Source organism: Rhizobium sp. PDO1-076, from assembly GCF_000247475.1.
Lineage (GTDB): Bacteria > Pseudomonadota > Alphaproteobacteria > Rhizobiales > Rhizobiaceae > Allorhizobium.
In genome coordinates this window covers 1-20,703 of record NZ_AHZC01000390.1, presented here as the reverse complement: position 1 = coordinate 20,703, position 20,703 = coordinate 1, and the positions used below count along the sequence as shown (strand labels likewise).

At 61.1% G+C, this 20,703-nt stretch carries 20 protein-coding genes; 12 read left to right on the top strand and 8 right to left on the bottom strand.

What is annotated here, in order from left to right:
• Positions 1-75: 75 nt before the first annotated feature.
• Positions 76-1,500, bottom strand: coding sequence for an amidase (locus PDO_RS19490; RefSeq protein WP_007605973.1), 1,425 nt, complete (start codon positions 1,498-1,500; stop codon positions 76-78).
• 466 nt (positions 1,501-1,966) lie between these two features.
• Here PDO_RS19490 and PDO_RS19485 point away from each other — a divergent pair, with 466 nt between their 5' ends.
• The 8 genes from PDO_RS19485 (at position 1,967) to PDO_RS19450 (ending at position 11,252) form a co-directional block, all read left to right on the top strand.
• On the top strand, positions 1,967-3,067 hold the full coding sequence (locus PDO_RS19485; RefSeq protein WP_007605971.1) for an ABC transporter ATP-binding protein: 1,101 nt from the start codon (positions 1,967-1,969) through the stop codon (positions 3,065-3,067).
• An 11-nt stretch (positions 3,068-3,078) separates the two neighbouring features.
• Entirely contained in the window at positions 3,079-3,993 is a 915-nt protein-coding gene (locus tag PDO_RS19480; RefSeq protein ID WP_037074753.1) for an ABC transporter permease, read from the top strand.
• Positions 3,986-4,792 carry an ABC transporter permease gene (locus tag PDO_RS19475; RefSeq protein WP_007605947.1) on the top strand — a complete coding sequence of 269 codons (807 nt, stop codon included), beginning with the start codon at positions 3,986-3,988 and terminating at the stop codon, positions 4,790-4,792. Before PDO_RS19480 ends, PDO_RS19475 begins: the two co-directional genes overlap by 8 nt.
• Before the next feature lie 38 nt (positions 4,793-4,830).
• Entirely contained in the window at positions 4,831-5,865 is a 1,035-nt protein-coding gene (locus PDO_RS19470; RefSeq protein WP_037074750.1) for an extracellular solute-binding protein, read from the top strand.
• Positions 5,866-5,941: 76 nt separating this feature from the next.
• Positions 5,942-7,123, top strand: a complete 1,182-nt coding sequence (locus tag PDO_RS19465) for a serine hydrolase domain-containing protein (RefSeq protein ID WP_007605938.1) — start codon at positions 5,942-5,944, stop codon at positions 7,121-7,123.
• A 42-nt stretch (positions 7,124-7,165) separates the two neighbouring features.
• The gene (locus PDO_RS19460) at positions 7,166-8,836 is read left to right on the top strand and encodes an amidohydrolase (RefSeq protein ID WP_037074746.1); all 1,671 of its coding nucleotides are present in this window, start codon (positions 7,166-7,168) and stop codon (positions 8,834-8,836) included.
• A 30-nt stretch (positions 8,837-8,866) separates the two neighbouring features.
• Positions 8,867-10,540 carry an amidohydrolase gene (locus tag PDO_RS19455; RefSeq protein ID WP_007605936.1) on the top strand — a complete coding sequence of 558 codons (1,674 nt, stop codon included), beginning with the start codon at positions 8,867-8,869 and terminating at the stop codon, positions 10,538-10,540.
• 7 nt (positions 10,541-10,547) lie between these two features.
• Positions 10,548-11,252 (top strand): TetR/AcrR family transcriptional regulator, encoded by a 705-nt coding sequence (locus PDO_RS19450; RefSeq protein WP_007605935.1) that lies wholly within the window; start codon positions 10,548-10,550, stop codon positions 11,250-11,252.
• Here the strand turns inward: PDO_RS19450 and PDO_RS19445 are convergent.
• On the bottom strand, positions 11,249-12,088 hold the full coding sequence (locus PDO_RS19445) for an amidohydrolase family protein (RefSeq protein ID WP_007605934.1): 840 nt from the start codon (positions 12,086-12,088) through the stop codon (positions 11,249-11,251). The two genes, PDO_RS19450 and PDO_RS19445, sit on opposite strands and share 4 nt — an antisense overlap.
• 71 nt (positions 12,089-12,159) lie before the next feature.
• Positions 12,160-12,954, bottom strand: a complete 795-nt coding sequence (locus PDO_RS19440; protein WP_007605932.1) for an IclR family transcriptional regulator — start codon at positions 12,952-12,954, stop codon at positions 12,160-12,162.
• A gap of 271 nt (positions 12,955-13,225) precedes the next feature.
• Here PDO_RS19440 and PDO_RS19435 point away from each other — a divergent pair, with 271 nt between their 5' ends.
• Together PDO_RS19435 and PDO_RS19430 are read left to right on the top strand one after the other, a co-directional pair.
• Positions 13,226-13,960, top strand: coding sequence for an SDR family oxidoreductase (locus tag PDO_RS19435; protein WP_007605931.1), 735 nt, complete (start codon positions 13,226-13,228; stop codon positions 13,958-13,960).
• A gap of 95 nt (positions 13,961-14,055) precedes the next feature.
• Entirely contained in the window at positions 14,056-14,898 is an 843-nt protein-coding gene (locus PDO_RS19430) for a fumarylacetoacetate hydrolase family protein (RefSeq protein WP_007605929.1), read from the top strand.
• An 84-nt stretch (positions 14,899-14,982) separates the two neighbouring features.
• Here PDO_RS19430 and PDO_RS19425 read toward each other — a convergent pair whose 3' ends face one another.
• Together PDO_RS19425 and PDO_RS19420 are read right to left on the bottom strand one after the other, a co-directional pair.
• Positions 14,983-16,422 (bottom strand): NAD(P)(+) transhydrogenase (Re/Si-specific) subunit beta, encoded by a 1,440-nt coding sequence (locus PDO_RS19425; protein ID WP_007605927.1) that lies wholly within the window; start codon positions 16,420-16,422, stop codon positions 14,983-14,985.
• Between the two features lie 19 nt (positions 16,423-16,441).
• Positions 16,442-18,013 (bottom strand): Re/Si-specific NAD(P)(+) transhydrogenase subunit alpha, encoded by a 1,572-nt coding sequence (locus tag PDO_RS19420; protein ID WP_037074743.1) that lies wholly within the window; start codon positions 18,011-18,013, stop codon positions 16,442-16,444.
• Between the two features lie 258 nt (positions 18,014-18,271).
• Here PDO_RS19420 and PDO_RS27400 point away from each other — a divergent pair, with 258 nt between their 5' ends.
• Positions 18,272-18,436 carry a DUF1328 family protein gene (locus tag PDO_RS27400; protein WP_007605921.1) on the top strand — a complete coding sequence of 55 codons (165 nt, stop codon included), beginning with the start codon at positions 18,272-18,274 and terminating at the stop codon, positions 18,434-18,436.
• Positions 18,437-18,521: 85 nt separating this feature from the next.
• Here the strand turns inward: PDO_RS27400 and PDO_RS19410 are convergent, their stop codons facing one another.
• Positions 18,522-19,277 (bottom strand): Crp/Fnr family transcriptional regulator, encoded by a 756-nt coding sequence (locus tag PDO_RS19410; RefSeq protein WP_007605920.1) that lies wholly within the window; start codon positions 19,275-19,277, stop codon positions 18,522-18,524.
• A gap of 124 nt (positions 19,278-19,401) precedes the next feature.
• Between PDO_RS19410 and PDO_RS19405 the strand changes: the two genes are divergently transcribed.
• Positions 19,402-19,800, top strand: a complete 399-nt coding sequence (locus tag PDO_RS19405; protein ID WP_007605919.1) for a response regulator — start codon at positions 19,402-19,404, stop codon at positions 19,798-19,800.
• Here the strand turns inward: PDO_RS19405 and PDO_RS19400 are convergent.
• Both PDO_RS19400 and PDO_RS19395 read right to left on the bottom strand, forming a co-directional pair.
• Complete coding sequence (locus PDO_RS19400) at positions 19,768-20,334, bottom strand: RNA polymerase sigma factor (RefSeq protein ID WP_007605918.1); 567 nt, start codon at positions 20,332-20,334, stop codon at positions 19,768-19,770. The two genes, PDO_RS19405 and PDO_RS19400, sit on opposite strands and share 33 nt — an antisense overlap.
• The gene (locus PDO_RS19395; RefSeq protein ID WP_280113375.1) at positions 20,331-20,492 is read right to left on the bottom strand and encodes a NepR family anti-sigma factor; all 162 of its coding nucleotides are present in this window, start codon (positions 20,490-20,492) and stop codon (positions 20,331-20,333) included. The genes PDO_RS19400 and PDO_RS19395 overlap by 4 nt, the downstream gene beginning before the upstream one ends.
• Between the last annotated feature and the right edge of the window lie 211 nt (positions 20,493-20,703).

Sequence of the window (20,703 nt, the reverse complement as noted above, 5' to 3'; positions counted from 1 at the left end):
TAGAACCGTGATTTCAGATGGTAGGACCAAATCCCCTCGACATTCAAGGGTGAAAAAATTTTACCCCAAATGAAACTATTCGAGCTTCGGCATGCAACCAAGCCAATCGGTTGCCTGCTCGTAAACCGCCGCCAGCGACAGCACGGCACCGTCAGAACGCGGACGCCCGATCAACTGAAAACCCGTCGGCAATCCTTGCGCATTGAAGCCGGCGGGCAATGCTGCCACCGGCAGACCGGCCATGCTCGGCCCGATCACGACCTCCATCCAGCGATGATAGGCATCCATGTGCCGCCCCGCAATGACGCGCGGCCAGGGAATGTCCGCATCGAAGGGGAACACCTGGGCGGCAGGTGCGATCAGGTAGTCGTAGCGATCGAAAAGCGTGAGCATGGCCTGGTACCAGGTCGTGCGCAGCGCCGAGGCTTCGTAAACGTCGCCGGCCGTCACTTTCAGTCCCATCCGAACTTCATGCAGGATTTCCGGTTTGAGAGAACCCCGCTTGCCGGGGTCCTCGTAGAAGTCGCGCATGCTGCCCGCGGTGAAGAAACTGCGCAGCGTCGTCCAGGCCCACCACAGCCGGTCCATGTCGAAATCGGGCACGACCGTCTCGACCGCGAAGCCGAGCCCGTCGAACACCTTCAAGGCCCTTTCGGACAAAGCCAGCACACCCGGCTCGAATGGCAGATAGCCGTTGTAGTCGCCGAGCCAGCCGATCCGCCCGCCCGATTTGGCGACGGCTGCATCGAGCAAGATCGGCGCGCTGTCATGAGACGACGGATCACGCCGATCATGACCGGACTGGGTGTTCAGCAGCGCCACCACGTCGGCAACGGAGCGCCCCATCGGCCCGGTGGTCGCAAGCTGGTTGAGATAGGCGTCGCGGCCCGGCAGCGACGGCACCCGGCCGAAACTGGGGCGAAACCCGACGACATTGTTGAAGGCGGCCGGATTGCGCAGCGAGCCCATCATGTCGCTGCCATCGGCGACCGGCACGAGCCGCGCCGCCAGCGCCGCCCCTGCCCCGCCGCTCGATCCGCCGGCCGAGCGGCTGAGATCGTGAGGGTTGCGGGTCGTGCCGAAAACCGGGTTGTAGCTATGCGAACCGAAGCCCCATTCCGGCGTATTGGTCTTGCCGATGATGATCGCGCCGGCGGCCCGGATCCGCGCCACCTGGATCTCGTCGAAATCGGGAACGAAGTCGCGAAACAGCGGCGAACCATAGCTACACACGATGCCGGCCGCCTCGGACAGGTCCTTGATGGCAATCGGCAATCCGTGCATCCAGCCACGACTGCGACCAGCCGCGCGTTCGCGGTCTGCCGCCCGCGCCTCGGCCAGCAATTCGTCTTGCGGCCGCAGGCTGACGATCGCGTTGATCTTCGGGTTCAGCGTAGCGATACGCTTGAGATAGGCCGCCATCACCGCCTCGGCCGAAAGTTCACCGGACTGGATTGCAGCGGAAAGCGCGGTTGCGCCAAGGGTGGTTGGATCGGTCAAGGCTGGCTCCCGAATGGCGGCATGGCGGACGCGTGATGATGGTCGAGGCGTCGCTGCCGTGTGCAGGCCCCAACGATGGAGTGCCGCCGCAAACGCGTCAAGCCGATGCTACCCGCGTAAAACGCAGGCCAGTCATGCGCTTCGCGAAAATCTTCGCAAGCCTGCGAAATAAAAATGGTCAAACGACCAATTTAGAGGCAACATGCCGCCAATCAGGCTGATCCGGACACGCCGAACGGATCAGACAAAATCAACGGGAACATCGGCGAGACAGGGTTTCATGCGGGTTTTCGGCGCTCTGCCTTGCGCCGCCGCAATGAGTGGAGGCTTTCGAAGACGGCGACCGGGATGGCACGCGAATTGCGTGACGACAGTTGCAAAAAGCAGTTCGCGATCCGCCCTGGCAGATTGCGACTGTGTGAAAACTCTCCACGCATAAACCCAACATAAAAAACGGGGGCACTGCTTGAGTTCCATATCCCAGAAGGCAGCCATCGAGATCCGCGGCGTCAGCCGTGTGTATGGATCGGGCGGAGGCAAGGTGACCGCATTGGACGGCATCAACCTGACGATCCGTGAAAACGAATTTTTCACCCTGCTCGGACCATCCGGCTGCGGCAAGACCACGCTCCTGCGCCTGATTGCCGGATTCGATTTCCCGACCACCGGCGAGATCCTGTTGCATGGCGAGGACATCGCACCGCTTCCGCCGTTCAAGCGGCCGGTCAACACGGTGTTCCAGAGCTACGCGCTCTTCCCGCATATGACCGTCGCCGACAATATCGGCTTCGGTCTGAAGATGCTCGGCAAGCCGGCCGCCGAGGTCAAGGCGCGCGTCGACGAGATGCTCGAACTGGTCCATATGGTGCCGATGCGCGATCGCCAGGTCAGCCAGATCTCCGGTGGCCAGCAGCAGCGCGTGGCGCTTGCCCGCGCGCTTGCCCCGAAGCCGAAGGTCCTGCTGCTCGACGAGCCGCTGTCGGCCCTTGACTACAAGCTGCGCAAGGAAATGCAGATCGAGCTGAAGCGGGTGCAGGCCGAAACCGGTATCACCTTTATCTTCGTCACCCACGACCAGGAAGAAGCGCTGACCATGTCCGACCGCATCGCGGTCATGTCGACGGGAAGCCTGCGCCAGGTCGGTTCGCCCTGGGATATCTATGACCGCCCGGCCGAACGTTTCGTCGCCGATTTCATCGGCGAGACGAACTTCCTCGATGCCGATGTGCTGTCGGTCGAAGGTGACCGCGCCCGGGTCCGGCTCGCATCCGGAACCGAAATTGCCGCGACCTTCCCGGATCAGACCACGCCGTCCGGCAAGGTCACCGTGGTCATCCGCCCGGAACATGCCCGCATTGCCGGGCCTGATTCAGCCTCCGTCCTGTCGGGCACGGTCGAGACCGTCGTCTATCTGGGAACGGATACGCATATCCACATTCGGCTTGGCGACGGCGCCCTGTTCATGATCCGCCAGCAGAATGCCCGCAGCGGTCATTGCGGCATCACCGAAGGCGACACCGTCGGCATCGAACTCAGCGACGATGTCGCGCAGATCCTGAGGGATTGACGATGAGCGCGATGAAAACGGCCCCCGAAAATGCCAGATCGCGCGACATCAAGAACCGCTGGCTGCTCAGCCTGCCGGCGCTTCTCATCATCTTCATCGCCGCCGCCGGACCGCTTCTCGTCATGCTGCTCTATTCGTTCATGGCGAAGGGCGACTATGGCGACGTGAAGTTCGGCGAATTTTCCTCGGAGGGCTGGTTCTCGGTCTTCTTCCAGCGCGACATGTTCGACGACACGTTCGGCCTGGCCACGGCCCATCTGTCGATCATCTGGCGCTCGCTGCAGCTGTCGTTCTTCACCACGCTTTTGACCCTGATCCTCGGCTTTCCCACCGCCTATTTCATTGCGACACGGCCGCCAAGCTCGCGCGAGATCTGGGTCTTCCTAGTGACGATCCCGTTCTGGACCAATCTCTTGATCCGCACTTTTGCCATGCAGCAGGTGATCCGCAACGAGGGACTGCTGAACAATGCGCTGATCTGGCTCGGGGTGATCAGCAGCCCGCTGCAGATCATGTATACCGACACGGCCAACCTTCTGGGCATGACCTATGTCTATCTGCCGCTGATGGTCTTGCCACTTTATGCCTCGATCGAAAAGCTCGACTTCAGGCTGGTGGAGGCGGGATATGATCTCTATGCCAACCGCTTCCAGGTGCTGCGGCGCATCGTCATCCCGCTGGTCATGCCCGGCATCATCGCCGGCTCGATCCTGGTTTTCATTCCCTCGCTCGGCGCCTATGTCATTCCGCGCGTGCTCGGCGGCGGCAAGAACATGATGCTCGGCAACCTGATCGAGATGCAGTTCGGCGCGGGTCGCAACTGGCCACTGGGGGCTGCCATGTCGATCACGCTGATGGCGCTGGTGATGATCGCCCTGATTTTCTATGTGCGCAACGCTTCACGCTCGGGAGCAGGCCATGTTTAAGCCACGCTTCGATATCCGCGCCCAGCCGGGTTTCGGCTTCATCGCCCTGTTCACCTTCTTCGCGCTCTATCTGCCGATCGGCGCGCTCGTCGCCTATTCCTTCAATGGTGCGGAATCCCTGTCCCATTGGGACGGGTTCTCGCTGCGCTGGTTCGAGGCCGCCTGGCAGAATTCTGCCGTGCAGGATGCCGCCGTCCGGTCGCTGATCATCGCGGTCTGGGCCGCGACGCTTGCGACGATGGCCGCCACCATGGCAGCCCTTGCAACCACCCGGACCGAGCCGTATCGCGGCCTGACCTTCAAATATGCGCTGATCAATCAACCGATCATGGTGCCGGAAATCGTCACGGCCGTGGCGCTGTTGATCGTCTTCTCCCGGATCAAGGTCTGGACCGGCTATTCCGGCCTCGGCTATCTGATCGCAGCCCATACCGCGTTTTGCATTCCCTTCGCCTATCTACCGATCAGGGCGCGGCTGGAGAGCATGGACCTGACGCTGGAGCGGGCAGCCGCAGACCTCTACGCCACCCCCTGGATGGCGTTCCGCCATGTGACCTTCCCGCTGCTGCGCCCCGCCCTGATCGCCGGTTTCATGCTGGCCTTCGTCATTTCGCTCGATGACGTCGTCATCACCGAATTCGTCAAGTCCGGCGGGCAGGACACCCTGCCGACTTACATGCTGGGTCAGCTACGGCGCGAGACCACGCCCGAAATCAACGCGATCGCCACGGTCTTCCTGGCGCTGTCGACAGCGCTGGTCATCATCGTCTTCATCGTCAACCGGCGAAAGCAACAGTAATTCGACGTCATAACAACAGAGAGGAACGAAGAATGACCATGAAATGGATGACGACAACAGCAACAGCGCTGATCGCCACGCTTGCCTTCGCGGGGGCGGCCTCTGCAGCCGGCGAACTCAACATCTACAACTGGGGTGACTACACCAGCCCCGAACTGATCAAGAAGTTCGAAGAGCAGTTCGACGTCAAGGTGACCGTGACCGACTACGATTCCAACGACACGGCGCTGGCCAAGGTTCGCGCCGGCGGTCACGGCTTCGACATCGTGGTTCCCTCGGCGAACTACGTGCCGATCTGGGTCAAGGAAGACCTGCTGGTCGAAGCGCGTCCCGACCAGATGGAGAATTTCAAGAATGTCGATCCGCGCTGGGTCGATGTCGCCTGGGATCCGGGCCGTCACTACACGGTTCCGTGGCAGTGGGGCCTGACCGGCATCGGCGTCAACACATCGGTCTACAAGGGTGACATCAACACCTCGGCGATCTTCCTCGATCCACCGGCAGAACTGGCCGGCAAGATCAATGTTGCACCGGAAATGAACGACGTGCTCTTCGCCACGATCAAGTATTTCGGTGGCGACTGGTGCACGATGGACAAGGACGTGCTGCGCAAGACACGCGACAAGCTGGTCGAGGCAAAAACCAAGTGGCTGGCCATGGACTACAGCGTCACCGAAAAGCTGCCGGCCGGCGACTATTCGGCCGTATACTACTGGAACGGCGCCATCATGCGCTCGCGCGCCAAGAACGCCGACATCAAGTTCGGCTACCCGAAGGAAGGCTTCCCCTTCTTCATGGACAGCGTCGCGCTCCTGAAGGATGCGAAGAACCCGGAAAACGCCAAGCTGTTCATGAACTTCATCATGGATCCGGAAAACGCAGCGATGATTTCGGCCTTTGCGAAATATGCCAACGGCATCAAGGGTTCAGAGAAATTCCTGCCGGCTGACATGCAGACGGCACCGGAGCTGGTCGTTCCGGCTGAATTCGAAGCGGCAGGCGAGTTCCTCATCGGCTGCGAACCGGAAGTGCAGCAGCTTTACTCGAAAATCTGGACCGAAGTGCAGAAGTAAGCCGGTCCCGCAATCACCTGACGACAATGACCAACGGGAGAGCTTCATCGGCTCTCCCGTCTGGAGGAGCTTTTCCATGACCACCGAAATTGCCAAGGCGCACGGCTTTGAACGCCGCGCCGTGACTCTGGCCACCTGGCGCACAGCACCCTTCAGCCGCTGGAGCTTTGCCCATGCCGCCGAAGTGGTGCCGAGTGCGGAGATACGCGCCGCGGCCGAGCAGCCGGAAACGGCATTGGCCCAGTCACCTTTGCTCGACCGTCCGATGGAAACCGGCCTCGCCGGCCATGGCACGGCCCGCGACTTTCTCGCCTATGCCCACACGGATGCCTTCGTCATGATGCGCAGCGGACAGGTGATTGCCGAGCACTATGCGCCGCATGCCGATGTCAACCAGCCGCATATCGTCTTTTCGGTGAGCAAGTCGCTGACGGCACTTTTGATCGCCAGCCTTGAAGCCGATGGACTGATCGATCCCAACAAGCCGGTGACCAGCCTTCTGCCGGAAGCGGTAGGCTCAGCCTATGGCGACTGCAGTATTCGCGACGTGCTCGACATGCGCGTCAGCCTGGCATTCGACGAAGCCTATCTCAACACCGACGGTGCCTATGCCCGCTATCGCCGCGCGACGCTGTGGAACCCGGCCGATCCGGCAACCCCGACCGAGACCCTGCTCGCCTTCCTGCTCACCCTGCAGAAGGCGGATCATGCCCATGGCGGCGCGCATTTTTATGCTTCGCCAAATTCCGACCTGCTCGGCATCCTGGTCGAGCGCGCCACCGGCAAGCGCTATGCCGAGGTTTTTTCCGAGCGACTGTGGAAACCGCTCGGCGCGAAGAACCATGCCGGGGTGACGGTGGATGCCGAAGGTTCAGCCCGCGCAGCCGGCGGTGTCTCCGTCACGGCACGCGATCTTGCCCGCGTCGGCGAAATGGTGCGCAACAATGGTCTGGTCGATGGCCGACAGGTGGTCCCGCAAGCTTGGGTCGCCGACATGCTGCAAGCCGGGGACCATCAATCCTGGGTGGACGGAAAACCCAACCTTTTGCCCAACGGACGCTACCGCAGCCAGTGGTACCAGAGTGGCGAGGCGGATGGCGCCTTCTGCGCCATCGGCATCCATGGCCAGTGGCTCTATGTCGATCCGTCCACCGAGACCGTGATCGTCAAGCTCTCGTCCCAGCCCAACCCGCTGGATGACGAGTTGAAGCAGGACAATTTCGCCTTTTTCCGCGCCCTCAGCGGCCTGAACGCCTGAGCAACGCCTGAACCCGAATTCGAGACAACCGGAATGACCACCATGTCCCAGACCGCCGACCTGATCATCAAGAATGCCCGCGTTCTGACGATGGACCAAGCCGACCCGCGTGGCGACGCAATTGCGATTGCCGGAAACCGAATCCTGGCGGTCGGTTCTGCACGCGAGATCGAAGCGCTTGCCGATGCCGCAACCCGCGTCATCGACGCCAAGGGTGCGACTGTCCTGCCCGGCTTCAACGAAGCGCATATGCATATTTTCCCCGGCTCCGTCTCGCTGCGACAGCTCAACCTGCACGGCATTCAGGGTATCGAGGCGCTGAAGACAGCGATTCTCGACTACGCCGCCGCCAATCCCGATGAGCCGCTGCTGATGGGCTTTTCCGCTGACTATTCGATCATCGGCCTCGGCCAACCGGTCACCCGCCAGCATCTCGACTCCATCCTGCCCGACCGCCCCTTCATGATGTTCGCACCAGACCACCATACGGCCTGGGCCAACACCAAGGCCCTGCAGCAGGCAGGCCTGCTGCAGGGCAAGGATGTCGGCATCGGCAACGAGGTCGTGATGGGAGCAGACGGATTGGCCAGCGGCGAATTGCGCGAAGGCAATGCCTTCGGCCCGGTCGCGGCCCTCGCCTCGACGGGCGGCCGCGAGGAACTCGGCATGGTCACCGGCATGGACCCGGAAAACGTCACGCCGGAGCAATACGCGCTGGATCGGGCGATCCTGAAGAGCGGCCTCGACTACTGCGCATCCTGGGGCGTCACCTCGATCCAGAATTTCGATGGCAATCACTACCAGTTGCGCCTGATGCGCGATCTGGAACAGGCCGGCGAACTGCCCTGCCGGATCCGGATCCCCTTCCACATGAAAAACTTCATGGACCTTGGCGAACTCGACAAGGCCGCCGAATGGAAGACAGAATTTGCCACCGACATGCTGCGCGGCGACTTCGTCAAGGTGTTCATGGATGGCGTGCTCGACAGCCAGACCGCCTTCATGCTTGACGGCTACGGCGATCGTCCCGACTACGACTATGAGCCGCTGTTCACGGCGGACGCGTTCAACGCCATCGCCACCAAGGCCGACGGGCTCGGCCTGCAGGTTGCCGTGCATGCCATCGGTAGCGCCGCCATTCGCCAGACGCTCGATGGCTATGAGGCAGCACGGAAAGCCAACGGCCAAAAGGACATCCGCCACCGCATCGAGCATCTCGAGATCATTCACCCGGACGACATTCCGCGCTTTGCCACCCTCGGCATCGTTGCCTCGATACAGCCCGTGCACTATCCCGGCGGCACCTGCTTCCCGGCCGAACCGACGACGGACAAGATCGGCGAAGACCGTTGGCAATATGCCTATGCCTGGCGCACGATGAAGGAGGCGGGCGCGACAGTCGTCTTTGCCTCCGACTGGCCAGTCTCTCCGGTATCGCCCTTCCAATGCATCCAGGATGCCCTGACCCGCAAACCTTGGAAGGATGGCCTTCCCGACCAGCGCTTCTCGCTGGCGGAATCGCTGGAAGCCTATACCGCGATCGGTGCCTGGGTGGAATTCATGGAAGACCGCAAGGGCAAGCTGAAACCCGGCTTTCTCGCCGATATCGTCGTCCTGTCGACCGATATCGAGGCCGTCGCACCCGATGAGATCATGACCAGGGTCCACGCCGCGATCACCATCTGCGACGGCCAGATTACCTATCAATCCTGATTGAGCGCAGCGAGCGAAAGTATCCGCATCATGAGCATCACTGCCGATATCATCATTCACAATGCATGCGTCCTGACCTTGGACGACGCCATGCCGAAGGCTCAGGCGATTGCCCTCGCCGGAAACCGCATCCTGGCGGTGGGCACAGATGCCGAGATCATGACCCATTGCGCGCCCGCAACCCGGATGATCGATGCCGGTGGCGCATCAGTCCTGCCCGGCTTCAATGAAGCGCATATGCACATTTTCGGCGGCTCGGTCGGCCTCAGCCAGCTGTCGCTGATGGGCGTGAAGGGTTTTGATGCGCTTAAGGATGCCATTCACGCCTATGCCGACCAAAATCCCGACAAGCCCCTGCTTGAAGGACTTTATGCCGACTATACGATCCTGTCGGACAACGAGCGCGTCACCCGCCACCATCTCGATGCGATCATCCCCGATCGGCCCTTCGTGATGATGGCACCCGATCGCCACACCGCCTGGGCCAATACCGCTGCGCTGGAAAAGGCCGGCATCCTGGAGGGCCGCGACGTCGGTATCGGCAACGAGATCGTCATGGGGGCCGACGGACTTGCCGCCGGCGAATTGCGCGAGACCAATGCTTTCAGCCCCGTGATGGCACTCAGTGAAACCGGCGGCCGCGAAATGCTCGGCAGTGCCACCGGCGGCGACCCGGCGCATGTCACGCCGGAGGAGCGGGCAACCGACATCGCGGTTCTGAAGAAGGGCCTCGCCTATTGCGCATCGCAAGGCATTACCTCGATCCAGAACATGGACGGCAGCCTCTACCAGCTGGAAATGCTGCAGGAGATCGAGGATACTGAAGGCCTTCCGGTCCGCGTCCGCATGCCCTACCACATGAAGAACTTCATGCCGCTCAGCGATCTGGCGGACAAGGCAGCGCTCTGGCGCGCACGCTTCAACTCAGACAAGCTGCGCTGCAACTTCGTCAAGATGTTTGTGGATGGCGTAACCGAAGGCGAGACGGCGGTCTTCGTCGACGACTACAGCCACAAACCCGGCTGGAAGGGTGAACCGCTGTTTTCAGCCGAACACTTCAACGCCATTGCCGTCGAAGCTGACCGGCTCGGCCTGCCGATCACCGTGCATGCCATCGGTGACGGCGCGGTACGCATGGTGCTCGACGGCTACGAGGCCGCGATCAACACCAATGGCCGGCGCGACAGCCGCAACCGGGTCGAACATATCGAGGTGGTGCATCCCGACGACGTGCCACGCTTCGCGAAACTCGGCACTGTCGCCTCGATGCAACCGACCCATCCACCCGGCTCGGCCGGCCTGCCGCTGGAACCTTACCTGACCTATATCGGTGAGGATCGCTGGCAATATGCCTTCGCCTGGAAGCTTCTGGTCGATGCCGGCGCGACCATCGTCTTTGCCACAGACTGGCCAGTTTCGCCGCTCCCGCCGCTCAGTTGCATCACCGACGCGATGATCCGTGCACCCTGGCGCGACGACATGCCGGATCACCGCCTGACTTTGGCCCAGACGCTTGCCGCCTACACCCGCACCAGTGCCTGGGTGGAGTTTATGGAAGACCGGAAAGGCTTGCTGAAAGCCGGCTATTATGCCGACATTGTCATGCTGTCAGGTGACATCGAAATGCGGCCCGTTGCCGAGATAGTCAATCTGTCTCCGGTCGTTACCATCTGCGACGGGCGTATCACCTACGAGGCACGTTAGGACACTCATGAGCAGCAGGCCGCCGGACGAAACCGCAACCAAACCACCGCGTGCCGGAGAAAGCCAGCGCGGCCGGCCGGCTGGCGCAACCCGCAAGGGCCTGGAGACGCGCGCGCGGATCATCAAGGGCGCGATGGATGCCCTGGAGGACGGCGGCATGGGCGCGCTAACCACTCGCCGCATCGCGGAAAGCGCCGGCGTCAAGCTTGCCACCCTGCACTACTATTTCGACAGCAAGGAAAGCCTGCTGCTGGCGGTGCTCGAAGATCTGATTGCCGACATGGACAAGGCCTATCAGCGCGATGAACCCTTGCCGGAAAATCCGGAAGACCGGGTTGAGGCGCTGATTCGCGCCAGCTGGCGCTACATCCAACACACGCGCTCCAAGCAGATCGCCCAGACCGAATTGACCCTCTATGCGCTCAGAACCAAAGGGTCTGAATGGCTCGCAGCCCGCCAGTACAATGCCTATATCGATTTCTATGGCCATCTTGTCTTCGCCGACCATGATCGGCTTACCAATGAGCGCAAACGCATCGGTCGCGCCGTCGCCCGCCAGATCCTGATCGGCATCGACGGCATCATCCTGCAGAGCTACGCGCTGCAGGACCTGTCTGCGTCCAATGACGATGTCGAAGCGCTGATCATTGCCATGCGCGGCTACCTGCGCCGCATGATGGCCGACAGTGGCAGCGTGGCTGCAGATCGCTAGGACAGCGTCCACAGACGTTTGGCATTGTCCGAAAACAGCGCCTGTCTGTCGTCGAGGCTGACGCCGGAGAGCAGCGCCTGCGTGGTCGCAACCCAGGTCGACAGGCCACCGCCGAGCGTACAGACCGGCCAATCCGAGCCCCAGACCGCGCGATTGAAACCGAAGGCATCGATCACATGGTCGAAATAGGGCTTCATGTCATCGAGCGTCCAGGTCTCCAGATCGCCATAGGCCGGAATGCCGGAAATCTTGACGCGCACATTGGAACGCTCGGCGATCTGCGTGATGCCATCCTTCCACGCGTCGTAACCCTGGCCCTTGATGTCGGGAACGCCGCAATGGTCGAGGATAAAGGTCACGTCCGGGGCCAGATCGACCAGTGCCTTGGCCTTGTCGATCTGGTGCGGCAGCATGCACAGATCGAAGGTCAGCCCCGTGCCGGACAGGCGCTTGATGTTTTCGCGAAACAGGGCGCCCTCGGAGACATCGTCAGGCACGACATGCAGCACCCGGCGAAAGCCCTTGACGAAGGGATTGGCGCGCTGCTGCTCCAGATAGTCGGGGAAATCTTCATCCTCCGGCCGGCAGGCGGCGATCACGCCGCGGATCATGTTGCCGGGCTTGTGCGAGATCGACTGCACCATCTCCGTCTCGGCAGCCATGTCGACAGGATCGACATCGACCTCCATATGCAGCACAGCGCTGATGCCAAGCCGCCGCGCCTCGCGCACATAGCGCTCATAGGTAAAGTCCGCGTCGAGCGCCGGCACGTCCTTCAGCCACGGATAGCGCAACCAGTCGCGATAGATCAGGTGCAGATGTGTGTCGATGATCATAGGTGCCTCCTCCAAAGCGCCAATTGCCCATTAGTAAACTGCCCATTCGTAAACGGATAATTCTGCCGCAACTACGCTTCGCTGGATATACCGGCCCCGGCAAGATCAGAAAGCCGCTTTGCGGTGGCGAGCAGGAGCTGGATCGTGTTGGTAATATCCGGCGCGCCAGGCGTATTGATCAGCGTGATGTAGGGCACCGTCAATGCGGCAATGGCAGTTCCGTCGGCGATCACGATCGGTGCCGTCACGTTGATGACGCCGGCGGTCTGCGCGCTTGGCATCATCTCGTAACCACGCGCCACGACCTGGTTTAGCCGCGCTTCGAATGCCGGCGTCATGTGATCGCCTTCGCCGCCACTGCCGACATGTTCGGATACCATCATCGCCCGCGCAACCTTGCTGCGAAAGGCAAGCAAAACATGCCCGGAACCGGTATCGAACAAGCCGACCCGGGAACCGATGCGGATGGAAATCCCCCAATATCCGGGTGCTTCCTGCTGGGCAATGACCACCGGGTTGCCGCGATCATAGACGACAAGATGGTTGGCCTGGCGTGACGTCTCGCCGAGTTCGCGCATCAGCGGCATGGCAAACGAGGCGAGCCTGCGCGTCGGCACATGCATTTGTGCAAGGCCGAATAGTTTCAGCGTCAACGCAAACCGATCACCGTCGAGCCGCGCCACGTAACCACGACGCACGAGGCGATCGAGCATGCGATAGAATTCGTTCGGACTGCGGTCCAGCCGCTTGGCGATCTCAGCCTGCGTCAAGCCGCCATCGACCCCCGCCAGCAACTCGAGAATATCGAGCCCCTTGTCGAGAGCCGGCGCCCGGTAACGGTCTTGGTCATGCTCGGCCTCAGTCAACCTTGCCCCTCTTCCAGCACTCTGCTTTTGCCATGACGATTCATGAATAAGTGCTTTGCCTGTGAATTAGGCTCGCATTGGCGATCGTTTTATGCAACCCATATGAACGCATATTGGGAGAGAGCCCGTGTTTTCCGCAACGCCGATCAAGCGTTGCTTAAGGCGGGCGCAAGAGTGGTCGAAGGCTGGAAGCCCGGAGGGGAGCGCGTGGAGGCAAGCGAATTGCCACTGCGTTCAATCGTTCGACCACAAGCGAGAGGACGCAAGGAACATGAGACTACCCCTGCAGGACAAACGCGTTTTGATCACGGCCGCAGGCCAGGGCATCGGCCGCGCCAGCGCCCTTGCCTTCGCCCAGGCCGGCGCCAGCGTTGTCGCGACAGATATCAATGCCGAAGCCCTGAAGAGCCTCGATGGCGAAAGGGGAATTGAAACCAGGGTTCTCGACGTACTGAAGGATGACGCGGTGAACGCCGTCATCGCGGCCACCGGCCCATTCGACGTCCTGTTCAACTGCGCCGGTTTCGTCCATTCGGGTTCGGTGCTCGACATGGCCGACAAGGACCTCGACTTTGCCTTCGACCTCAATGTCCGCGCCATGATCCGCACCATCCGCGCCGTCTTGCCGTCTATGCTCGAACGGGGCGGTGGCTCGATCATCAACATGGCTTCAGTCGCAAGCTCGATCAAGGGCGTGCCGAACCGCTGCGCCTATACCGTCACCAAGGCCGCCGTCATCGGCCTGACCAAATCCGTCGCCGCCGACTATGTCACGCAGGGCATCCGCTGCAACGCCATCTGCCCCGGCACGGTCGAGAGCCCGTCACTGCAGGATCGCATGAAGGCACAGGGCAATTACGACGAAGCGCGCGCCGCCTTCATTGCCCGCCAGCCGATGGGCCGCCTCGGCACGCCGGAAGAAATCGCTGATCTCGCCGTCTATCTCGCCGGCGCCACATATACCTCAGGCCAAGCCTATTCGATCGACGGTGGCTGGGGCATCTGACAAAAACCCGAATGATGTGGCAGGTTTTGCGACCGCATGACAAAAAAGCAGAGGGCGCCGCACGCGCTCCAATCAGCAGAAAAGGAACCCGAACCATGAAACTCATGCGCGTTGGCCCACTCGGCCAGGAAAAGCCGGCCCTGCAGGACAAGGACGGCAAAATCCGCGATCTCTCCAGTCATGTTACCGACATCGGCGGCAGCGCCATCTCGCCGGAGGGCCTCGCCAAGATCGCAGCCCTTGATCCGGCAAGCCTGCCGGAAATCAGTGCCGAGCGCATCGGCGCCTGCGTTGCCGGCACCGGCAAGTTCATCTGCATCGGCCTCAACTATTCCGACCATGCCGCCGAAACCGGCGCGCAGGTTCCGCCGGAACCGGTCATCTTCATGAAGGCCACCTCCGCCATATGCGGCCCGAATGACGACGTGCTGATCCCACGCGGCTCGCAGAAGACCGACTGGGAAGTCGAACTCGGCGTCGTCATCGGCAAGACGGCGAAATATGTCTCGGAAGCAGACGCCATGGACTATGTCGCCGGCTACTGCGTGTCCCACGACGTATCCGAACGCGCCTTCCAGACCGAACGTGCCGGCCAGTGGACGAAGGGCAAGTCCTGCGACACCTTCGGCCCGATCGGCCCATGGCTGGTGACAAAGGACGAGATTGCCGACCCGCAGAACCTCGGCATGTGGTTGAAGGTCAATGGCCAGACCATGCAGAACGGCTCGTCGAAGACCATGGTCTACGGCGTCGCCCACCTGGTCTCCTACCTCAGCCAGTTCATGTCGCTGCATCCCGGCGACGTCATCTCGACCGGCACTCCTCCGGGCGTCGGCCTCGGCATGAAGCCGCAACGCTTCCTGAAAGCCGGTGACGTGGTGGAACTCGGCATCGAGGGACTGGGCAGCCAGAAGCAGACGTTCAAGGCGGATGTCTGAAAGCGCAGGCCAGACCAGACGGCAGACAACAAAAAAGCCGGGCATCTCCGCCCGGCTTTTGCATTTCAGACATGAGTCTGAAACTCACTTGATCATCGGCAGCAACTCGCTGACCGACTTCTTCGCGTCGCCGTAGAACATCCGCGTATTGTCCTTGTAGAACAGCGGATTCTCGATGCCGGAATAGCCGGTGCCCTGGCCGCGCTTGGAGACGAAGACCTGCTTGGCCTTCCACACCTGCAGCACGGGCATGCCGGCGATCGGGCTGTTGGGGTCTTCTTCGGCCGCCGGGTTGACGATGTCGTTGGAGCCGATGACGATGACGACGTCCGTCGTCGGGAAGTCGTCGTTGATCTCGTCCATTTCCATGACGATGTCATAGGGCACCTTGGCTTCGGCGAGCAGCACGTTCATGTGGCCCGGAAGACGGCCGGCCACCGGATGGATGGCGAAGCGCACGGTCTTGCCGGCGGCCCGCAGCTTGCGGGTCAGCTCCGACACCGCCTGCTGCGCCTGGGCGACCGCCATGCCGTAACCCGGCACGATGATGACGCTGTCGGCATCGTTCAGGGCGTTGGCAACGCCTTCCGCATCGATGGCGATCTGTTCGCCCTCAATCTCCATCGCCGGCCCTGTCGTGCCGCCGAAGCCGCCGAGAATAACCGAGACAAACGAGCGGTTCATCGCCTTGCACATGATATAGGACAGGATCGCACCGGAGGAGCCGACCAGCGCACCGGTGACGATCAGGAGATCGTTGCCGAGCGAAAAGCCGATGGCAGCCGCGGCCCAGCCGGAATAGCTGTTGAGCATCGACACGACGACAGGCATGTCGGCGCCGCCGATGCCCATGATCAGATGGTAGCCGATGAAGAAGGCAAGAAGCGTCATCAGCACCAGCGTCCAGATGCCCGCGCCATTGAAGAACATCACGAGCAGGATGATCGAGCCGAGAGCCGCGCCTGCATTGAGAAAATGCCCGCCCGGCAGCTTCTTCGCCTTGCCGTCCACCTTGCCGGCAAGCTTGCCGAACGCAATGACCGAACCGGTGAAGGTGACCGCGCCGATGAACACGCCGAGGAAGACCTCGACCTTGAGAATGGCGATTTCCACCATGTCCTTGTGTGCGAGCTTTTCGGCAAAGCCGGCCAGCGTTGATAGGTCGCCGCCCGCCGCCTTCAGCGCCAGCACCGTGCCGAGTTCCAGTTCGGCATTATAGCCAATGAATACGGCGGCCAGGCCGACGAAGGAATGCAGCGCCGCAACCAGCTGCGGCATTTCCGTCATCTGCACGCGGGCAGCGACGTAATATCCCATGACCGAACCACCGGCGATCATCACAAGGATGATGAACCAGTTGCCGACACCCGGGCCGAAAACCGTGGCGATGACGGCGAGCCCCATGCCGACAATGCCGTACCAGACGGCGCGCTTGGCGCTTTCCTGGCCGGACAGACCGCCGAGAGAAAGGATGAAGAGAACAGCAGCGGCGATATAGGCCGCAGATACGATACCGATTGTCATAGTCTTTTCCCCTCCCCGATCACGACTTCTGGAACATGGCGAGCATGCGCCGTGTCACGAGGAAGCCACCGACGATATTGATCGTCGCGATCAGCACCGACAAAGCCGCCAGGATCACCACCAGCCAATTGCTGGAGCCGACCTGCAGCAGCGCACCCAGGATGACGATGCCGGAAATGGCATTGGTCACCGCCATCAGTGGCGTGTGCAGGGAGTGGCTGACATTCCAGATCACCGAGAAGCCGATGAAGCAGGAGAGAACGAAGACGATGAAATGGCTCATGAAGCTTTCCGGCGCATAGGCGCCGACAACAAGCAACAGCGCCGTGGCAAGCACCAGCAGGCCGACCTGGTTGCGGGTCTGCGTCTTGAATGCCGCAATTTCCTTGGCCCGCTTCTCCTCCGGTGTCAGTTCCTTGATCTTCTCCTTTGGCTTTGCAGCCGCAATTGCCTGGATCTTCGGCGGCGGCGGGGGATACGTGATCCCACCCTGGAAGGCAACGGTCGCGCCACGGATGACGTCGTCTTCCATGTTGTGAACGACAGCGCCGTCCTTGGCCGGCGTCAGGTCGGTCATCATGTGGCGGATATTGGTCGCATAAAGCGTCGAAGCCTGGGCGGCCATGCGGCTCGGGAAGTCAGTATAGCCGACGACCGTCACGCCGTTTTCCGAGACGATCTTGTGGTCAGCGACCGTCAGGTCGCAATTGCCGCCACGCTCGGCGGCAAGGTCGATCACGACCGAACCGGGCTTCATCGCCGCGACCATGTCGGCAAGCCAAAGCTTGGGCGCGTCACGGCCGGGGATCAGCGCCGTGGTGATGACGATGTCGATGTCTGGCGCCAGTTCGCGAAACTTGGAAAGCTGCTTTTCGCGGAACTCCGGCGACGAAGGTGCTGCATAGCCACCGGTCGCCGCGCCGTCCTGGGCGGCTTCGAACTCCAGATAGACGAATTGCGCGCCCATCGATTCGATCTGCTCGGCCACTTCCGGACGCACGTCGAAGGCATAGGTGATCGCGCCGAGCGAGGTCGCCGTGCCGATCGCGGCCAGGCCTGCAACGCCGGCACCGATGACCAAAACCTTGGCGGGCGGCACCTTGCCGGCAGCCGTCACCTGGCCGGTGAAGAATCGGCCGAAATTGTTGCCGGCCTCGATCACGGCGCGGTAGCCGGCAATATTGGCCATCGACGACAGAGCATCCATCTTCTGGGCGCGCGAAATACGCGGCACCATGTCCATGGCGATCACATTGGCACCGGTCGATTTCGACTGCTCGAGCAGATCGGCGTTCTGAGCCGGGTAGAAGAACGAGATCAGCGTCTTTCCGGCAGACAGTCGATTGACCTCGGCCGTGTCCGGCGGACGAACCTTGGCGATCACGTCGGATGCCGAATAGAGCGCCTCGGCGCCCTCGACAACGGTGACGCCGGCTGCACGATAGGCCTCGTCCGAAAAGCCGGCTGCCTTGCCGGCGCCGGTCTCGATCAAACATTCATAACCGAGCTTTTGCAGCTGTACAGCGCTATCCGGCGTCATCGCGACGCGCGCCTCTCCCCCATAAATTTCCCTAGGCGAACCGATCTTCAAACCCATCTCCCTCTCGAACCTCGCTCCATCAACCCCAATCCCTCCAACAAAAGTCGCAGGGACTCTTTCCCGGCGGAAACGATCAGATGCACGCGCGGCTGTCTAGTATACTTGAGTGCGCAAGTGTCGGTTTTTGTCGCATTGGGAATAGCTTAAACCGATTTTTGTTGCGCCGCACAATCGAGCAGGAGGCGCAGAAATGGAACAATTGTCGGATCTGGCGATTACCTGTTCGGATTTAATCAAACGGAGACGACCATGCTGCACTGGATCCTGATCTTGCTTCTGATTGCCGCCGTTGCGAGCCTTCTCGGTTTTCGCGGCGTGGCCGGAGCGTCTGCCGGAATTGCCAAGATTCTGATTTTCATTGTTCTGGTGATCCTGATCATCGCTCTGTTTACCGGCGTGCTCATCGTCGCCTGAGGCGATAGTGACAGCATCCAGGACCGTCAGACGAAAAAGGCCGGCTCCATCGAGCCGGCCTTTTTGTGTTGAACCGCAGGCAGGGTCAGATGAACGGTCGCATGCTCGGTTCGCCTGGCGTCCAGCGCGCAGTATCCTGCAGACCTTCCGGATCCAGCACTTCGCAGCCTCTGTCGCGCCACAGGATGTAACCGCGATCGGCCAGCTTCTTCAGTGTCTTGTTGGTATGCACGATGGACAGCCCGAGCGTGTCGGCAAAGTGTGTCTGGGTGATGGGAATATGGCGGCGAACGTCATCGAGCAGACCGGCAATGCGTCCCCGTTCAAACAGGAAGGCCATCAGGTAAGACGCGCGTTCGATCGCCGAACGCCGACCGATGCTCAGCAGATGCTCGTCGAGGATTGTCTCCTCCCGTGACGCGAGCCATGTCAGGTCGAAACCCAGGCCGGCATGGCGCTCGAACAGGCTGAACAGACGACTGCGCTCGAACACACACAGCTTCATCGGCGTCATCGCCTCGACGGAATGCTGCATTTCGGCCATCACCGCCCCCTGCAACCCGATCATGTCGCCAGGCACCACGTAGTTGAGGATCTGCCGACGGCCGTCCTCGAGGATCTTGTAGCGGAAACCCCAGCCGGACAGAACCGTATAAAGATGCGCGCTCCTTGCGCCTTCAACTAGGACCGTCGTCCCCGGATCGGCCATCAATTCGCCGCGCTTGAACTGCGCGACGAATTCCAGCTCGTCCTCCGAAAAGGTTCGAAAATGCGGCATGCGCCGCAAGGGACATTCGTAACAGCTGACGCGAACCGGATTCAGGCGAGTTTCCCCGGCCATGGGATTACCTCGTTTGTTTGCCAGTTTGTTCCCTCACAGGAACACAACCAACGCCGCACATGTCTTTTTTAAATGACGATGGAGAAGCCCGGCACCATAAGCGGGTCTGAAAAAAGGATTAGTCATGCAAAACCCGTCGCTTCGCGTTCTCATTGCCGAGAACCAATATCTGATTGCGATGGAGGTCGAAAGGATCCTCGCTGAAACGCTGGCCTGCGAGGTGACCATCGTCCCTCTCACCCGGCTTGAAAGCGAACTCTCGAGAAGCCCCTTCGATGTCGTCATTCTGGACGCAGCCCCCAACGACAACCTCAATACTGTGCGTGGCCGCATGATCGAGACGGCCGGTGCCAACCCTGTCTTCCTGTCCTCCTACGACCAGTTCCCGCAGAGCGGCACAAGCCGGACAGACTACCCGTTCGTCACCAAGCCGCCTCAGCCTGAGGCACTGGCAGATGCCGTGACCCAGGCAAAGCGGCATGGCATATCGTCAAAGGGCGAAGGCTTTCTTGGTGACCGCTGAACTATGTGCATCGGGGCCGTAGTCCCCTTCCCCGCTGACACCGAGAATTTCCTGCAGCTTGTTGCGGGCACGGTTGATCCGGCTCTTTATCGTGCCGACAGCACAACCGCAGATTTCGGCAGCCTCTTCATAGGCAAAACCTGAAGCGCCAACCAGGATGATCGCTTCGCGCTGGTCGCTCGGCAACTGATCAAGCGCCCGCTTGAAATCCTGCAGGTCCAGAGATCCGTACTGCTGAGGATGCGTGGAAAGCTGAGACGTGAAGATGCCGTCGGTATCGGACACTTCGCGCCCACGTTTGCGCATCTGTGAATAGAACTCGTTGCGCAGGATGGTGAAGAGCCAGGCTTTCATGTTGCTGCCGGGCTCGAAATGGTCCTGCTTGGCCCATGCCTTCATGATGGTGTCCTGCACCAGATCATCCGCCACATGATGACGTCCCGTCAGGGACACCGCAAACGCACGCAGGTTCGGCAGGGCGGCGAGAAGATCGCGCTTGAAGGCGCGCTGGTTCGCTTCATCATCAGCTGTCATTGGGTGGTATCCTTGATCCGACGGCCTTCACCGGCCTGTCGTTCAGCCATATCCAGGCGCTCGAGCAGGCTCAGGAAACGCTCCGGAATGCCTTCCTCCTGCACCGACTGATAATACTCACGCAATTGCGCCGCCACTCCAGGGTGCACGGCGCTCACGCCGGACGACCTGTTTGCCACCGGCGGTTTCTTAGAGTCATGTGTCATATGTTCCAAGGGCTCTGTTTCTCTGTTCGCGGTCAACGGTCACGGAGCCAATAGGTTCCCCCTGACATGTCTTTTTTTAAAGGAGGCTGATTTTGCGTTCGTTGTCGACGATGCGAATGGAACAAAGCCTCATCTTTGACGTTTTTCCGCCACCAGAACAGGA

Bases quoted from the DNA above. Each gene is read 5' to 3' on its own strand.
- PDO_RS19460 (WP_037074746.1), top strand. From the start codon at position 7,166: ATGTCCCAGACCGCCGACCTGATCATCAAGAATGCCCGCGTTCTGACG.
- PDO_RS19475 (WP_007605947.1), top strand. From the start codon at position 3,986: ATGTTTAAGCCACGCTTCGATATCCGCGCCCAGCCGGGTTTCGGCTTC.
- PDO_RS19465 (WP_007605938.1), top strand. From the start codon at position 5,942: ATGACCACCGAAATTGCCAAGGCGCACGGCTTTGAACGCCGCGCCGTG.
- PDO_RS19425 (WP_007605927.1), bottom strand. From the start codon at position 16,422: ATGACAATCGGTATCGTATCTGCGGCCTATATCGCCGCTGCTGTTCTC.
- PDO_RS19450 (WP_007605935.1), top strand. From the start codon at position 10,548: ATGAGCAGCAGGCCGCCGGACGAAACCGCAACCAAACCACCGCGTGCC.
- PDO_RS27400 (WP_007605921.1), top strand. From the start codon at position 18,272: ATGCTGCACTGGATCCTGATCTTGCTTCTGATTGCCGCCGTTGCGAGC.
- PDO_RS19435 (WP_007605931.1), top strand. From the start codon at position 13,226: ATGAGACTACCCCTGCAGGACAAACGCGTTTTGATCACGGCCGCAGGC.
- PDO_RS19470 (WP_037074750.1), top strand. From the start codon at position 4,831: ATGAAATGGATGACGACAACAGCAACAGCGCTGATCGCCACGCTTGCC.
- PDO_RS19430 (WP_007605929.1), top strand. From the start codon at position 14,056: ATGAAACTCATGCGCGTTGGCCCACTCGGCCAGGAAAAGCCGGCCCTG.
- PDO_RS19405 (WP_007605919.1), top strand. From the start codon at position 19,402: ATGCAAAACCCGTCGCTTCGCGTTCTCATTGCCGAGAACCAATATCTG.
- PDO_RS19400 (WP_007605918.1), bottom strand. From the start codon at position 20,334: ATGACAGCTGATGATGAAGCGAACCAGCGCGCCTTCAAGCGCGATCTT.
- PDO_RS19410 (WP_007605920.1), bottom strand. From the start codon at position 19,277: ATGGCCGGGGAAACTCGCCTGAATCCGGTTCGCGTCAGCTGTTACGAA.
- PDO_RS19445 (WP_007605934.1), bottom strand. From the start codon at position 12,088: ATGATCATCGACACACATCTGCACCTGATCTATCGCGACTGGTTGCGC.
- PDO_RS19455 (WP_007605936.1), top strand. From the start codon at position 8,867: ATGAGCATCACTGCCGATATCATCATTCACAATGCATGCGTCCTGACC.
- PDO_RS19480 (WP_037074753.1), top strand. From the start codon at position 3,079: ATGAAAACGGCCCCCGAAAATGCCAGATCGCGCGACATCAAGAACCGC.